This window comes from Cereibacter azotoformans (assembly GCF_021391315.1).
GTDB classification, from domain to species: Bacteria; Pseudomonadota; Alphaproteobacteria; order Rhodobacterales; family Rhodobacteraceae; genus Cereibacter_A; species Cereibacter_A azotoformans.
This window is the reverse complement of the sequence record NZ_CP090023.1, coordinates 229,601-243,520: the sequence shown is the minus strand read 5'-3', so window position 1 is coordinate 243,520 and position 13,920 is coordinate 229,601. Positions and strand designations below refer to the sequence as shown.

Sequence of the window (13,920 nt, the reverse complement as noted above, 5' to 3'; positions counted from 1 at the left end):
GATTGCCGCTGCGAAACCTGCGCACGCCACGGTGGATCCGGGCACGGATGCCACAAACATCCGACCTGTCATTCCACGCGATCCGAGCCCCTCCTCGCGTCAATGCCGGGGCGCTCGGAAGTCGCCCCTCCGGGAAAGGTCCCATTGCCCTGCCAGATGTGGGAAGGAAATTGCTTCGGGCGGCCAAACAACGGTCAACCTTTGCCGTAGAAGCGCTGACGAGACTTTCAAACAGGGCTGTCTGGTGAAGTCCATCTCGCGAAAATCTGTGACAGATCAGAGCGCCAGAGCCGCCTCCAGGCGGTCATGTTCGAAGGCCGGCGCGCAGGCGGCGAGCGCCGGTCCCGTGATCCCCTCACGTCGCAGTGCGTCGCGCCAGCCGGCGGCGAGCGCGACCGCCATGTCCCGCGCCCTCTGGCGGGCCTCGGTCTCGTCAAGATCGAAGAAGGGCGCTGCCTCGATCGCCGCCTCGATGGCCGGCTCATGGCCGTGGATCGGGCTGATGGCGGTCTCGAGCTGCGGGTGCCGCCGCGGCTGCGGGTTCACGTCGAAGAGGGGCGAGAGGCGCCAGAGGTTGTTGCCGGCATAGATGAAGCCGTGGTTCTTCAGGTGGTCGTCGGTATTGGTGCAAAGGATGCCGAAGAGCATTCGGCACCACAGCTCGCGCATGTCGTCCGCCGGCCGCACGGAGATTGCGCGGATCGCATCGGCGATGTCGGTGTAGCTGCCTGTGCCGCCGCCAACATGTCCGAGCGCCGTGCGAGCGGAAATGTAGGGTATACGGCCGGGCCTGCCTTCGATTGCCCGACGGTCGAAGCGTCGGATGAGCGCCACGGGACGTTCGCTCGCGGGCAACGCAAGTCGCGCGTCGGGCGCACGCAGGCCGAGGTCGCGGGCCAGTTTCAGCGTTGCGATTTCGAGCCGCTCGACCGGCCAGGTGTCGTTGATCGAGGTGAACTTGGCGATCCAGAGATCGGCGCCGTCCCTGAGGTTGGCTTTCGGGCGTGCCCCGCCCAGCGAGCCAGCGGCGCCCACGAGCTCGCGCGCAGCATCCTCGGCCCCTGCCGGGTCGGCCTCGAAGCGCGCCGCTATGGCGCGCAGCTCCTCGAGATCCATCAGCCGTGGCACGGGCGGTCCGCCCGTGCCAAAAAGCCGGCCATTGTCATCCAGGAAGCGCAGCGCCCCCTGACGCGCTGTGTCGTCACAGCAGATCAGGAAATCGAACTCGGTTGCGCCTTCGCCCAGCACGCGGCGCATCAGCTTGCGGCCCCAGCTGTCGGGAGAGCTGTCGCTGAAAGGACCCGCGATCACGTCCTGCTTGCGGCTGTCGCGTCCGCCTGTGGCGGCCGTGTAGGGCACGACCGCCCGCGGCATCTGCGGCGAGAGATCGAACCCGCGCGGGTTCTCGAGCCAGGCCCGGTCGTAGAGGAAGGTGGAATGGGAGCGGCGGCCGTCATGCTCGAAGACAAGCCGGCCGACGGGGATCTTGCCTTCGCCGAGAACCACCTGCGCCTCGGGCATCAGAAGGCGCTCCCCTCGTCGTCGACGGGATCGGAGACGGTGCCTCCCGAGGCGCGGGACGTGCGGCGCTTCGAGACGATCCGTTGGGGCAGCCGGCCCGCATCAAGCACCAGTCCGGTGTGGTCGTCGGCCGGGTTGATCAGCTCCTTGAGGCGGTGCAGTTCCCCCAGCGCCAGGAGCGCCGTGGCCAGCGTCTCGATCCGTACGCCGCCGTCGCCCCGCTCGAGCTTGGCGAGGGTCTTGTCGGTCACCCCGACGCGCTCGCAGAAATCGGCCACGGAGAGACGGCGCTTCTTGCGGGCGGTGCGGATATCATGGCCGAGCTGTTTGAGCGCGGATTCAACCTGAAAGGACGCCACTGGAGCCTCTTGTTCGGAGTAAAGTCCGGCTGGTTGCATGTAACTCGGACCATGGCACGTCTTAGGTGGAGGGTCGTCTGGAAGTCAATCCGTGAGCAGCCTAAATCGGATAATATTCCGATCAAAAATATCCATGTCGTAGTTTCATCCGATGTATGCGGCAACCTCCGCTTCCTCCTCCCGTTCCCGGTGTCTGTGGCCGCGCGTGAATCAGGCGTTCGGCCAGGGTCTACCCGTCCGGGAGCATCGAGTCCGGGGCGGGACGGTCGCGACGAGGGCAGCGGCAATGATGTGGGGACCCGCCCCCTCTGGCAGCTCGGCGGGGAGCCAAGGGAGCATCGCACCGTCAGCCATCGGCAGCTCTTGCAAGTTTCAGCGTGACGCCCATGGGCCCGTCCGTTTCCGGTTCTCGTTACGGGGTCCGGTGAAGCGGCTCGGAGTGCGGGCGGTTCGAGGTTGACGTCTGTGTCTGCCGGAGAAAACCGGCCCCCTGAGATGCTGCGGTCAAGCGACCAGGAGCACTTGACGATATCATATGCAATATCATATGAGATATCATGATCGTGGCGGATACCAATATTGTCTTGAGCGGACTGAGGTCTCGTCGAGGAGCTTCACATCTGATCCTCACGGGGATGCTGCGGGGTGAAATCCCGTTTGCCCTCTCGCCGGCAGTCGTTTTGGAATATGAAGACGTCTTGAAAAGGCCTGGGGCACTCGGAGACCCGCCGACGCTTTCGCATGAGCAGATCGGTGTCGTGCTTGACGCATTATGTTCGATGGCGGTCGTGGTCTCTCCTTGGTTCCGCTTCCGGCCGTTTCTTGACGACCCGAAAGATGACCAGGTGATCGAATGCGCCATGGCCGCCGGAGCCCGGATCATCGTGTCAGGAGATAAGGTCTTCCGGCGCAACAGGATCTCGGCGTTCGGCCTGAGTTCTCTGGACGCTGGCGACTACGTGAATGCCATCAAGACGGAAAGGAGGATAAGATGAGTTCCTATGCGCTTCGCATGCCAGACCACCTGATGCAACAGGCAAGGGAGGCTTCTGCGCAAGACAATGTCTCGATCAACCAGCTACTCGTCACCCTTGTTGCCGAAGGTCTTGGACACCGAAGGGCTCTCATGGAAATGAAGGAGCGCGCTGCGCGGGGAAATCCCGAAGCGGCCCTTCATATCCTGCAGACCGTTGTCCCGGATGTTCCGCCCGATCCGGATGATGAGATCAAAGGATGACACCGGACGACCAGCGGATTTCGGAATATGAGAACGAAGGGCTGGCCCTTTCGCTGTCCGAAAGCCATGGGCATGACAGGAGCGGGGACAGCACCTTCATCGCGCGGCCGCACCAGCCACCGGCCTGCTGTCGGGGATGTCGCTCCCATGGGCGTGCAGCGTGGCCGAGGTCTTGGCGTTTTCTCCGCGGTGACCCGGCCACGGATTCCATGAACATCCGGCCACCCTCGTGTGAGGTCCTGGGGACAATCTGAAGCCGCCTATCGTGCCGCGTTTCGATCTGGCCGGGGGCGAGATGCGAAGGTTGCCGATGAGGAAGATCAAGGATGTATTGCGGCGCCACGCCGCTGGCCGCTCAGACGTAGGCAGGCGGCATCGCTCGACGTGAGCTTCTGGAGGAATGGCTCTGCACCCTCATTCCTGCTTATTCACCGAACCCGCGCCGTGGGTCCGAACGGGTGGGTTTCAGGAGTGGTTTGGGCCGCTGTCGCGGGTTCGAGACGGCGTCGCGAGACGGCTGCGGGATCATCGCGACGACGAACTGGGGTTACGCGATTGGCGGGAAGGCGGGAGACGTAGCCGATCGTCAGAACCGGTAGAGATCCGCCATGGTGGGATCTTCCATGAGGCCAGCTGCAGCGCTGCGATACCAAGGTGTTAGCCCAGCACCAACCGCGCCGAATCTCTTCTTGTTCGCGTATTTCGGCTCATATAGTAGCCGTAGTGGTCATTAACAAGCTTAACGGATACTGAGATGTCCCTTGTACTTGATCTGCGCACTCCTCTCGAGATGCAGGATCGGGTTCGCTCAGCTGCCGCCAACCGCCGGCTCGCACTCGGACTGACCCAGAGCGACCTGGCCACGCGGTCCGGAGTTCCGCTCGCCACCCTGAAGCGCTTCGAGCAGAAGGGGCAGATCAGTCTCGCTGGCCTGCTCGCCCTCGCCGACGCGCTCGATGCGCTTGCGGGCTTCGGCACCCTATTCCCAGCCGTGGAAGCGACCCGTCTCGAGGATCTCGACAAGCCCGCGGCGCGACAGCGGGTCCGCAAACGCAAGTCGTCTTGAGCATGGCCCGCCGCCTCCGCATCGAGATCGCCTTCGATCCGAACACCATCCGCCCCGTGGGACGGATCGCCTGGGATCCCGCCCGCCACTCCGCAGCGGTCGAATGGGATCCGGCGTTCCTGGCTGACCCGCTGCCGATCTCGCCCTACCACATCAAGACCCTCGCCGGTCTCTATCGCACCGGCAATCCGGCAGCCTTCGAAGGCCTGCCCGGGGTGTTCGGCGACTCGCTCCCTGACGGCTGGGGCCGGCTGCTCATCGACCGGGAACTCGAGCGCCGCGGCAGCGGTCGCACCGCCATCACCCCGGTCGACCGTCTGGCTATCGTCGGCACCCACGGCATGGGCGCCCTCACCTACCGTCCCGAGGAGCGAACGGTCGACCTGGCCGGCATCGACCTTGAATGGTTTGCCGATCTCGCAACCAGCATGGCCGAGGACGCGTCGGTGGAGGATCTTGGCAAGGCCCGTGCGGCAGCAGGCGGCTCTGCCGGTGCCCGGCCGAAGTTCGTGGCCCTGCTTGATGTGGAGACTGGCCGGGTGCGCGACCATCGACGCACTCCGGAGCGGGGCGAGCGGCAGGTGTTAATCAAGCATCGGGCGGCGGCCGACAGCCCGACCGCGATAGAGGAGGAGGAGGCTTATGCGCGGATGGCACGGGCGGCTGGCATCGCCATGCCCTGGACCATGGTGCTGCGCTCCAGGCGCGGCGATCCCTTCCTTGCCGTTGAGCGCTTCGACCGCCGCGGCGCCGGACGGGTGCATATGCACACCGCCGCCGGCCTGCTCGACGTCGACTTCCGCCAGCCGTCCATCGACTACGCAAACCTGCTGAAGCTGGTGCGCTGGACCACCCGGCACGCTGGAGATCAGGACGAAATGTTCCGCAGGATGACCTTCAACGTCCTCACCCACAACCGGGATGATCACCTGAAGAACCACGCCTTCCTGATGGACCCCCGAGGCAGCTGGCGCTTGTCGCCGGCCTACGACATCAGCTTTTCCGACGGTCCCGGCGGCGAGCACCATCTCGCCATCGCTGGAGAGGGGCGTCGACCTGGCCGGAAGCATGTGGACGAGGTCGGGCGGGCGCTCGGGATGAAACCCGCAGCGATCGCGGCGCTCGTTGATCCGATTTGCGCCGCCGTTGCCGACTGGCCGCGACACGCAGATGCGGCAGGAGTTCCGTCGCGGCGCGCCAAGCAGATCGCAGGCTACTTCGCCATATAAGGACGACGACGTGCATCTGCGCCAGGAACTGCTCGCGCCGCGTCCATATTCTGCAGCGCTCCGCATGAACCCAGCTTATTCACCGACCTGCGCCGTTGGTCGGATCGGTGGGTTTCAGGGGTGGTTTGGGCCGCTGTGGCGGGTTCGAGACGGTGTCGCGAGACGGCTGCGGGGGCACCGCGACGACGAACTGGGGTTTTCGTCGTGCTCCCTTGTCGCTCGGGCACCATGTGCGCATGATGTCAGAGCGCCTATGGACACTGTGGCTTTACGGTCTGGCGCGGTTTCAGGTTGCTACGGATCGGCCCAGTGCAGCGCCATCAGTTGCTGCCAGAGCACCGACCAGAACGGTGCCGCCGCTGCGGATAGCGCCAGCGTCATCCGGCGCCCCGAGATCAGCAGCCGGGCACCGGCGCGCAGCACCCTCTCGCGCAGGCGGCGGAGGCTCCAGCCCGTGCCGGTGGCCGAGGCCATCGCGCGGCGGGCGATGTGCATGACCTGATACGCGAGGCAGGCGATCAGCAGCCTCACCTCGTTGCAGGCGAAGGCGTCCACCGCAGGGGTATGCGACTTCGGTTTCTTCCCGCGCCAGTGCGTCTTCGCCCGGTTGGTCGACGACAGCGCAGGCGCCAGCACGTCCTTCAACTCGCCCATGTGGCCCTCGGCCTTGCCGCGTTCGCGGTAATGCGCCAGCACCTCGTGGCGCAGCTTCGTCGTCCACGGCAGCGAGGTCACCAGGAAGAAGCGGTCGAGCAGCAGGTCACCCTCGCGCTCCTTGACCACCAGGATCACGCGGCGCGGCCTGTCCCAGGTCTCGGCCTGGTAGCGCAGTTCCGCAGCCACATCCGCGGCTTGGCCGGTCTCCGACCGACAGGGCGGACCATGTGCGGCTCGGCCAGCCGGTCCAGCACGCGATTGGCGGGAAGGCGGGAGACGCAGTCGATGCCCCGCGCCTCGAGCCCGGCGAGCAGCGCGGCCGAGGGAAAGCCCGCGTCGACCCGGACCATGGCGACGTCGCAGAAGCTCTTCCGGGCGCGATCGACGACATCGAGGATGACATCCAGCGCACCGTCCGCGGTGCCGACATTCCCGGGGCGGAGGCGCGCGTCGAGCATGTCACCGGTCCCGGCGATGGACGTGATCAGCGGGTGGTAGATGCGGGCCGCATATGCCCGTTCCACTCGGCCTTCGGCTGGTGCCCGCGAACTTCGATCGGTGCGCTGTCGACATCGAGGGTGACGGAGCGCACCCGCTTTCCCTTCCGCTCCGCCCGGATCCCGCGGCCCGCCAGTTCCAGCACCGCCTCGCGCAGGATTTTCAGATTGCCCGGCTCGGCCATCAGCGCGGTGAAACGCGACAGCGTCGGCTGCGAGGCGAGCCCCGGACCGTTCAGCGGTGGAGGAAAAAGCCCGTCGCACGCAACCGCCTCCCGCCAGTTCCATGAATAAGCCGGGCTCATGGGCGCGGGCGGAGGCTCCTTCGAAGTCTGGAAATCCCGTATGGACACGACAGGGAACGCTTCTGAAGGCGGCATGTCCCGGGGACCAAGCCTCCTCTGCTTCGGCTGCGCCCGCTCCGAAGGAGGGCAGGCACGCGCTTGTCCCTCAGGACGTCTGGACCCAGTTCTCCAGCCTCAGGCCGTCGACGCGCTCGAATTCCCGCGTGTTGTTGCTCACGAGGACCAAGCCCCTCGATCGCGCATGTCCGGCGATCATCACGTCGAACGGCCCGATGGGCGTCCCTGCCCTGGCCAACTGCGCCCGGATTTCCCCGGCATGCTGGGCAGCCGCCAGGTCGAGATCCAGGATGTCGAGGCGCGCAAGAAGTCCCTCGACCGCGGCCATGTTGCGCTCGACGGCCTGCGATTTCTGCGCCCCGTAGATCAGTTCCATCGCGGTTACGGTCGAGATGCGTGTTCCACGGGATGGTGGGCAGGGATTCCACGGGATGATGGGCGCGGGATCCACGTGATCGTGGGCAGCGATTCCACGCGATCGTGGGCGCGCGTTCCACGGGATGGTGGGCAGTTCTGGCCGACAGTCTGAAGCTACGGTGCCCTCGTTTGAGCGAGGGAACCTGAATGCCAACGGAACGACTGTCGATGCGCCTGATACGTGATGTGCTGCGTTTGAAGCATGCCCAGAGGCTGAGCGAGCGGGCGATCGCCGCCTCGCTCGGGCTGGGCAAGGGAACCGTGGGAGCCTACTTGGGCCGGGCGCGGAAGGCCGGCCTGACATGGCCGCTTCCCGAGACATTGACCGACGACGACCTTGAGTTGCTGCTGTTCCCGGCGGCACCTTCCGTTCCGGATCACGAGCGTCCCGTGCCTGACTGGTCCGTGGTCGACAGGGAACTGCGGCGCCCCGGCGTCACGCGGGCCTTGCTCTGGGAGGAATACCGCGCGGCCCATCCCCTCGGGTTTGGCTACGCCTGGTTCTGCGAGCACTATGAGGCCTGGAAGGGCCGGGTCCGCCCCACGATGCGCCAGACGCATGTGGCCGGCGAGAAGGTCTTCGTCGACTTCGCGGGCGACACGGCCGAGCTGATCGACGCGGAGACCGGCGAGGTCCAGGCGGTGAAGCTGTTTGTCGCCGCGATGGGAGCGTCAAACTACACCTACGCGGAAGCCGTGGCATCGGAGGGCCTCGAGGACTGGATCGGCGCACATGTCCGGATGTTTGCCTTCCTGGGCGGCGTGCCGAAGGTGGTGGTGCCTGACAACCTCAAGTCGGCAGTGTTCAAGGCGGATCGGTTCGACCCGGGACTGAACCGAACCTACGCCGAGATGGCCGGCCACTACGGCACCGCTGTCCTGCCGGCGCGTCCCTACCGGCCGCGCGACAAGGCGAAGGTCGAAGTCGCGGTGCAGGTCGCGCAGCGCTGGATCCTGGCGCGTCTGCGCAATCGGCGGTTCTTCTCGCTGGCCGAGCTGAACGCTGCGATCCGGCAGCTGGTCGATGAACTGAACATGCGCGTGATGCGTGGCTACGGCGCCAGCCGTGCCGATCTCTTCGCCACCCTCGACCGACCGAACCTGCAACCGCTGCCGCCGGAGCCCTACATGTTCGCCCGCTGGAAGCGCGCCCGCATCGCACCGGATTACCACGTCGAGGTCGACAGCTGCTGGTATTCCGTGCCGTTCGGGCTGATCCGCCAGGAGGTGGATGTCCGCATCTGCGGCGGAACCGTCGAGATCTTCCACAAGGGCCAACGGGTTGCCAGCCACGCCCGCAGTTCCGGACGGCGCAGCCATGTCACGGTGCCCGAGCACATGCCCTCGGCGCATCGCCGCTACGCCGAATGGACACCGGCACGCATGCTGGCGCAGGCGGCGAAGCTCGGCCCCTCGGTTGCCGCCTTCTGTGAGGTGGTGATGGCCGATCGCCCCCACCCCGAGCAGGGATTTCGCACCTGCCTCGGCGTCCTCGCCCTCGCCAGAAGCTTCGGTCCGGCGCGTCTCGACGCGGCCTGCCGGCGAGGCCTGTCCATCCGCGCGCGTTCGGTCGCCTCGATCCGGTCGATCCTGCAGAGCGGGCTCGACCGCGCCTTTCTTGAGGAGGAGGCCGGGCAGCTTCCCCTGCAGCACCCCAACATCCGCGGCCAAGGCTACTATCATTGAAAGGAGACTGACCTTGCTGACCCATCCCACTTCCGAGCGCCTCACCGCCCTCGGGTTGACCGGCATGGCGAAGGCGCTGGACGAGCAGCGCTACGCCCCGGCCACCTTCGACAGCCTCGGCTTCGAAGAGCGGCTCGGCCTTCTGGTCGATCGCGAGGCCACCGAGCGGGACGCCAAGCGGCTGGTTGCCCGGCTCAAGTTCGCCGCCTTGCGGCAGGCCGCCTGCGTTGAGGATCTCGATCTGCGCACCCCGCGCGGCATAGACCGCACCGTGATGGCCCACTTGGTCGACGGTGCCTGGATCGCCCGCCACGAGAACCTGCTCATCACCGGCCCCACCGGCCTCGGCAAGAGCTGGATCGCCTGCGCACTCGGCCAAAAGGCCTGCCGGGACGGGCGAGTGGTAGTCTACCACCGGGTCCCGCGCCTCTTCGAAGCGCTTGCCATCGCCCGGGGCGACGGACGGCACGCCCGGATGCTCAAGGCTCTGGCGCGGACTGATCTGCTCATTCTCGACGACTGGGGACTTGCCGTCCTGACATCATTCGAGAGGCGCGACCTGCTGGAGATCCTCGAGGACCGCCACGGCCGCGGCGCTACCATCGTCACCAGCCAGCTCCCGCTCGAGCACTGGCACGAGGCCATCGGCGACCCGACGCTGGCCGACGCCATTCTGGACCGGCTCGTTCACAATGCCCACCGCCTGACGCTGGCGGGTGAAAGCATGCGTAGGCGCGCAACGAGGCTGAAACCGCTTGACCCTACCGATCAAGCCTGACTCCATGTGCGGGTCGGCCAAGCTGCCCGAGCCGTGGAACGGCTGCCCACGATGCCGTGGAATCCGTGCCCACCATCGCGTGGAATCGATGCCCATCATCCGTAGAATGCGCACGAGATGCACATCGTCCCGTGATGGGCCTCGAATTTCGCCCTCACCTCGCCGGGCCGGTTCCTGATCGTGTAGATCAGGATGTTCGTGTCGAGCATGTAGCGCAGCATCAGAGATCGCCGCGCTCATCGGCGTCCGGTTGCTCCCGGCGCTCCATGAAGTCTTCACTCGAAGGGACCTCGTCGAACCACTGAGCCCAACTGTCCTGGCTCGGCACGATGAGCCAGGCTCTGCCCGAACGGACGATGTCGACGCTCCGCGTGCCTTCCGGGAGCGCGACCGATTTCGGCAGGCGGATGGCCTGCGTCCGGTTGTTCATGAAGACCGATCCCCGATCCACCTCGCGCCCCCGCATATATACAACTTGTATATACTGGCCGAGGCGGGCGGTGTCAAGGCAAGGGCGGCACCCTGCTCCTGTCGAAGCTGTGGAGCTTGATTTTTCCATCGTGTGTCGGCCGCGCGCAATCTTCCACCCATCCGGGAAAGGGCTTCTGCGGCCGGCCGGCGGCTTATTCGTCTGTCTGCAGCAGGCCGGCGCTGACCGCCATCCGGAGCGTCTGTGCGGCCGTACGGGCTCCGAGACGCAGGGCGGCAGATTTCAGTCGCACCTTCACCGCGCTTTCCGTGATGCCGAGGATGTGGGCGATCTTCTTGTAGCGATGCCCCTCGGCCAGCAGGCGCAGCACATCGATCTGGCGCTGGGTGAGGATCTGTGTCTCCGACCGATGCATCTGCCCGAGGATCTGTCCGATCCGGGTCATTTCCGCCTCGCTGTAGATCCGGTCGGGCCGGCCGAAAATCCCGAAGCTGCGCAACGGTGGGCGGCCGTGGGTCATGATGCTGACGACGGCGCCGTAGGTGAGGCCGTGGCCGCCGTATTCCGCCAGAACGCCGGCGGGATCGCGGTCGGAAAGCCCGGTCCAGCAGATGGCGCCCTGGTTGCGGAAGGCCCATTGCAGCATGGGATCTTCCAGTGCGAGACCTCGGATGCAGTACTTCTGCATCAGAGCTGGAGGCAGTGTGCTGATCTCCGTTTCCGGCGCGAAGAACCGCATGCGCAGGGCAATGTAATATCCGGCTGGAGCCATCTGGGAGAGGAGCGTTCTTTCCTGCTCGAACTGCTTGGCCATACGGGTTCATGAAATAATTGCTGCAAAGGATCAATACAGATCCATCCGGCGAGAGCTTTTACGCCCTGTATGGGATTTAGTATAGTCTGTCTTTTGATTTCAAGCTGTCCCTGCAGAGGCTTCTCTCCGGAAAAGGGGAAATTCCGCTTCCGAACTGCGCTGCAGGGCCTGTCCTGTTCGTTCTGGGGTCGGTGCTTGCTACACCATGAGAAACTGGGAGCCGATCATGGCCGCCTGTGTGCGGTTCTTGACGTTCATCTTGGCGCAGATCGAGCGGACATGCATCTTCACGGTCACCTCGCTTATTCCGAGGGTCTGGGCAATTTCCTTGTTCATCAGGCCGTTCGTCAGACAGCGGAGCACTTCCAGCTCCTTCGGGGAGAGTCCCTTCTCGTCGGTGATGGAGGGGCGTACGGAGTTCAGGCGAAGGGACATCGGAACGTAGATTTCGCCGGCCAGCACGAAATTGATCGCATTGACAAGTGATCGGGCGCTTTGGCTTTTCTCCACATAGCCGGCGGCTCCTCGATGCAGGGCCTCATGGATCACGCCGGGCGGCGCATTTCCCGAAATGAGCATGACCGGCTTGTGTTGGTTGAGTTCGAGGATCCGCGTCAACGCCTCCAGCCCGGGTTTCATGCCGGGCATGACCAGATCGAGCAGGATGATGTCGAAGGAGCCTTCCTTCTCGAGGAGCTCTTCGAGTTCCTGGATGGAGCCGGCTTGCATGACTTCAGCCTCCATCTGGGCGGCGAGATATGTCGCGATCACCTCCCGCACCAGAATGTGGTCGTCTGCAATGGCAATCTTTTTCTTCTTCATGGATCTGCTGTTTGGGAACTCGGGCCTGCCTGCGCGCGGGGATGAATGGTCAGCCCTCTCGCAGGGCCGATTTTTGAAGGCTGAGAAAAACCGGATGGATCGGGATCGCGAAAGGTGACTTCTTCCCGCTTGCCTTTATCCATCCCTCTCTTCAGTGAATTATCATGGGAAAGGGGACGTCGCATTGTATCTTGCGAGCGTGAATCAATTAAATCGTTATGTTCCAAGGACAATGATCTGGCTGTCCTGATCCCAATGAATGCAGCATGTAGTGTCGGCGGCATCCTTGCGGAAGTGGGAGGCTGGCTGAGGTTCCCATACGAAAGGCGGGGCGGCGATGGGTAATCCCTGCAGCGGAGACCCCGGCCCTTCGGACGCGCATTTCCGCTCGGGTGCGATCCGGATTATCGTGGGAAACACTTTCCCCAACGGTCCGCCGCCACGTCCATGAGCAAGATACCTCCCATGACCCATGCTCGCCTTCGGATGCCCCTGGCGCCCGTTTCTGCTGCGCATGCCGGCCTTGTCCGGAATCTGGCGCGGCTTGCGGCCCATATCGATCTTCGCTGGCTCCGCAGTGACGCCCCCTGCCCGGGGGTCGAGCAGTATCGCGCGCGGCTCTGCTCCTCTGCCTATGCGATCATGATCCTCCCAGGCCCGGAAGGAAACCGCCCTCCTTTCCTGGAGGATGGGGTTTATATTTCGGCCCATGCCGGCGCATGGGAGCCGGGGGCAGCCCAATCCTGTGAGATGAACATCGAGTTCATGCTGCCCGGGAGCGACCGGGCCACACAGATCCGGGCCGGGGCTGAACTGAAATCCCGGTTTCTGCACGAAATCCTGAAACGTGTGGAGGCGGGGGCTGACTGGAGCTGCCTGGCGGAGGGCGTCCCCATCGATGATGCGGAGGCCTTCGCGACCACCCTGTCGCAGATCTGCGGTTTCCGTCCCCCCGCCCGCGTCGGCTTCGCCGAGGCGCTCGCGCAGATCCTCACCCGAGGATAAAACCTGGGACCGGCGAGGCACTTCGGGGAGTGGGCCTGACCAATACGGGTCCGGCTTGGAAACCCCCTGCTCCGGCGGCGGCGATCTGCCTGCAGGTGGTCCGGAGGACCGGACTCCGAAGATTGCTGGACATCCCGCAGCGTTGCTTCAGTTGCAGGTCTGAACAGGGGGCTGCTGCTGGAGAGAGGGCAGAATGCGCATTCCGGGGCATCCGGTCGGCGTTCCGACAACATCCGGTCAGCTATTCCGGAGCATCCGGTCAGCTGAGGATCGTTGCCGCGTCGGAACGTATGCTTCACGCAGATCGCGCCTGGGTTATGTGGCGACCCCGCGCGCTCTGGCCTGCTCATCGCCCGGGTGGGTCAGCTTTACTTCGGCCAAGTGGGCCAGTTTTGGGCCGGCGTTGGGTAAAATCCAGGCATCCTGAAGTTTCTGCGGGATAGCCAGCGGCCCGGTCCAGCACTTCTTCGGCCCACTGGTTCAGGCTTTTGCCCGACAGTTCGGCGGCCAGCGCGGCTTTACGGTGAACATCCGGGCTGACGCGGAACATGACCTGCCCCGAATAGGTCTTCTGCGGTTCCTTGCCGATCCTGGCGCAAGTCTCGATGTAGTCTTCGACAGCCTCGTGAAACGCTTTGCGCAGCCCTTCCACGGTGTCGGCATGGAAGCCCACCACGTCACGGATACCGGCAATCCGCCCCGTGAAAATCCCGTCTTCGTCGTCATACTCGATCCGGGCGGCATAGCCCTTGTAGGTCATGGTGTTGGTCATGGTCTTACCCCGATCCGTTCCAGAAAGTCGCGGGCATCGCGCACCTGGTATCGCTTCGCTTCCTTTGCGGGGTGCGGGCGGTGGAACGTCGCTACCTCGCCATCCTTTTCGAGTCGCACCCGTGACCCGCTCCCTTCGATCAGCCGCGCACCGACCGCCAGCAGCAGGCTTTCGACTGCGGCCCATTCGATGGTGCCTGACACAGGATCCGTGAAAACGGCAGCAAGGGTCTTGCGGTGCTTGCTGTTCATCGGGGCAAGATGGGAAT

Annotated in this window: 16 protein-coding genes and 3 pseudogenes; 7 read left to right on the top strand and 12 right to left on the bottom strand. The window is 64.7% G+C overall.

Annotated elements, in window-relative coordinates; genetic code table 11:
* Window positions 1–276 precede the first annotated feature (276 nt).
* Together LV780_RS20560 and LV780_RS20555 are read right to left on the bottom strand one after the other, a co-directional pair.
* Entirely contained in the window at window positions 277–1,521 is a 1,245-nt protein-coding gene (locus LV780_RS20560; protein ID WP_011910891.1) for a type II toxin-antitoxin system HipA family toxin, read from the bottom strand.
* Window positions 1,521–1,880, bottom strand: a complete 360-nt coding sequence (locus tag LV780_RS20555; RefSeq protein ID WP_044249727.1) for a helix-turn-helix domain-containing protein — start codon at window positions 1,878–1,880, stop codon at window positions 1,521–1,523. The genes LV780_RS20560 and LV780_RS20555 overlap by 1 nt, the downstream gene beginning before the upstream one ends.
* A gap of 557 nt (window positions 1,881–2,437) precedes the next feature.
* On the opposite strand from LV780_RS20555, the gene LV780_RS20550 reads away from it, so the two are divergent.
* From LV780_RS20550 to LV780_RS20535, 4 genes are all read left to right on the top strand, one after another.
* A complete protein-coding gene (locus LV780_RS20550) occupies window positions 2,438–2,875 on the top strand; it encodes a putative toxin-antitoxin system toxin component, PIN family (RefSeq protein ID WP_101339565.1) in 438 nt (145 codons plus the stop codon).
* Complete coding sequence (locus tag LV780_RS20545; RefSeq protein WP_011910894.1) at window positions 2,872–3,117, top strand: hypothetical protein; 246 nt, start codon at window positions 2,872–2,874, stop codon at window positions 3,115–3,117. Before LV780_RS20550 ends, LV780_RS20545 begins: the two co-directional genes overlap by 4 nt.
* A gap of 754 nt (window positions 3,118–3,871) precedes the next feature.
* On the top strand, window positions 3,872–4,183 hold the full coding sequence (locus LV780_RS20540; RefSeq protein ID WP_101339567.1) for a helix-turn-helix domain-containing protein: 312 nt from the start codon (window positions 3,872–3,874) through the stop codon (window positions 4,181–4,183).
* Window positions 4,184–4,185: 2 nt separating this feature from the next.
* Window positions 4,186–5,412 carry a type II toxin-antitoxin system HipA family toxin gene (locus tag LV780_RS20535; protein WP_101339568.1) on the top strand — a complete coding sequence of 409 codons (1,227 nt, stop codon included), beginning with the start codon at window positions 4,186–4,188 and terminating at the stop codon, window positions 5,410–5,412.
* Between the two features lie 294 nt (window positions 5,413–5,706).
* Here the strand turns inward: LV780_RS20535 and LV780_RS20530 are convergent, their stop codons facing one another.
* The 4 genes and pseudogenes from LV780_RS20530 to vapC form a co-directional block, all read right to left on the bottom strand.
* The gene (locus tag LV780_RS20530) at window positions 5,707–6,255 is read right to left on the bottom strand and encodes a transposase (RefSeq protein WP_011910902.1); all 549 of its coding nucleotides are present in this window, start codon (window positions 6,253–6,255) and stop codon (window positions 5,707–5,709) included.
* Entirely contained in the window at window positions 6,201–6,593 is a 393-nt protein-coding gene (locus LV780_RS21980; protein WP_181969654.1) for a transposase, read from the bottom strand. The genes LV780_RS20530 and LV780_RS21980 overlap by 55 nt, the downstream gene beginning before the upstream one ends.
* A complete protein-coding gene (locus tag LV780_RS20525; RefSeq protein ID WP_181969653.1) occupies window positions 6,554–6,871 on the bottom strand; it encodes a transposase in 318 nt (105 codons plus the stop codon). Before LV780_RS20525 ends, LV780_RS21980 begins: the two co-directional genes overlap by 40 nt.
* 145 nt (window positions 6,872–7,016) lie before the next feature.
* A pseudogene (gene vapC / locus LV780_RS20520) lies at window positions 7,017–7,322 on the bottom strand (tRNA(fMet)-specific endonuclease VapC); the annotation flags it as partial.
* A 170-nt stretch (window positions 7,323–7,492) separates the two neighbouring features.
* Here vapC and istA point away from each other — a divergent pair.
* A complete protein-coding gene (istA, locus tag LV780_RS20515; protein WP_117345026.1) occupies window positions 7,493–9,031 on the top strand; it encodes an IS21 family transposase in 1,539 nt (512 codons plus the stop codon).
* 13 nt (window positions 9,032–9,044) lie between these two features.
* A complete protein-coding gene (istB, locus tag LV780_RS20510; RefSeq protein WP_117345027.1) occupies window positions 9,045–9,809 on the top strand; it encodes an IS21-like element helper ATPase IstB in 765 nt (254 codons plus the stop codon).
* 113 nt (window positions 9,810–9,922) lie between these two features.
* Here istB and LV780_RS20505 read toward each other — a convergent pair.
* The 4 genes and pseudogenes from LV780_RS20505 to LV780_RS20490 form a co-directional block, all read right to left on the bottom strand.
* A pseudogene (locus tag LV780_RS20505) lies at window positions 9,923–10,030 on the bottom strand (VapC toxin family PIN domain ribonuclease); the annotation flags it as partial.
* Window positions 10,030–10,260 carry a type II toxin-antitoxin system VapB family antitoxin gene (vapB, locus tag LV780_RS20500; protein WP_044249817.1) on the bottom strand — a complete coding sequence of 77 codons (231 nt, stop codon included), beginning with the start codon at window positions 10,258–10,260 and terminating at the stop codon, window positions 10,030–10,032. The pseudogene LV780_RS20505 and the gene vapB, both read right to left, overlap by 1 nt.
* 172 nt (window positions 10,261–10,432) lie before the next feature.
* Window positions 10,433–11,053: a helix-turn-helix transcriptional regulator gene (locus LV780_RS20495; protein WP_011910905.1), complete on the bottom strand. Its 621-nt coding sequence runs from the start codon at window positions 11,051–11,053 to the stop codon at window positions 10,433–10,435.
* 198 nt (window positions 11,054–11,251) lie between these two features.
* The gene (locus LV780_RS20490; protein WP_117345256.1) at window positions 11,252–11,875 is read right to left on the bottom strand and encodes a LuxR C-terminal-related transcriptional regulator; all 624 of its coding nucleotides are present in this window, start codon (window positions 11,873–11,875) and stop codon (window positions 11,252–11,254) included.
* Between the two features lie 465 nt (window positions 11,876–12,340).
* Between LV780_RS20490 and LV780_RS20485 the strand changes: the two genes are divergently transcribed.
* Window positions 12,341–12,880, top strand: a complete 540-nt coding sequence (locus LV780_RS20485; RefSeq protein ID WP_233864258.1) for a hypothetical protein — start codon at window positions 12,341–12,343, stop codon at window positions 12,878–12,880.
* A gap of 442 nt (window positions 12,881–13,322) precedes the next feature.
* Here the strand turns inward: LV780_RS20485 and LV780_RS20480 are convergent.
* A pseudogene (locus LV780_RS20480) lies at window positions 13,323–13,652 on the bottom strand (type II toxin-antitoxin system HicB family antitoxin); the annotation flags it as partial.
* Window positions 13,649–13,903: a type II toxin-antitoxin system HicA family toxin gene (locus LV780_RS20475; RefSeq protein ID WP_101339598.1), complete on the bottom strand. Its 255-nt coding sequence runs from the start codon at window positions 13,901–13,903 to the stop codon at window positions 13,649–13,651. The gene LV780_RS20475 and the pseudogene LV780_RS20480, both read right to left, overlap by 4 nt.
* Window positions 13,904–13,920 lie beyond the last annotated feature (17 nt).

Bases quoted from the DNA above. Each gene is read 5' to 3' on its own strand.
- LV780_RS20560 (WP_011910891.1), bottom strand. From the start codon at position 1,521: ATGCCCGAGGCGCAGGTGGTTCTCGGCGAAGGCAAGATCCCCGTCGGC.
- LV780_RS20550 (WP_101339565.1), top strand. From the start codon at position 2,438: ATGATCGTGGCGGATACCAATATTGTCTTGAGCGGACTGAGGTCTCGT.
- LV780_RS20545 (WP_011910894.1), top strand. From the start codon at position 2,872: ATGAGTTCCTATGCGCTTCGCATGCCAGACCACCTGATGCAACAGGCA.
- LV780_RS20540 (WP_101339567.1), top strand. From the start codon at position 3,872: ATGTCCCTTGTACTTGATCTGCGCACTCCTCTCGAGATGCAGGATCGG.
- LV780_RS20535 (WP_101339568.1), top strand. From the start codon at position 4,186: ATGGCCCGCCGCCTCCGCATCGAGATCGCCTTCGATCCGAACACCATC.
- LV780_RS20525 (WP_181969653.1), bottom strand. From the start codon at position 6,871: ATGAGCCCGGCTTATTCATGGAACTGGCGGGAGGCGGTTGCGTGCGAC.
- istA (WP_117345026.1), top strand. From the start codon at position 7,493: ATGCCAACGGAACGACTGTCGATGCGCCTGATACGTGATGTGCTGCGT.
- LV780_RS20495 (WP_011910905.1), bottom strand. From the start codon at position 11,053: ATGGCCAAGCAGTTCGAGCAGGAAAGAACGCTCCTCTCCCAGATGGCT.
- LV780_RS20490 (WP_117345256.1), bottom strand. From the start codon at position 11,875: ATGAAGAAGAAAAAGATTGCCATTGCAGACGACCACATTCTGGTGCGG.
- LV780_RS20485 (WP_233864258.1), top strand. From the start codon at position 12,341: ATGACCCATGCTCGCCTTCGGATGCCCCTGGCGCCCGTTTCTGCTGCG.
- LV780_RS20475 (WP_101339598.1), bottom strand. From the start codon at position 13,903: ATGAACAGCAAGCACCGCAAGACCCTTGCTGCCGTTTTCACGGATCCT.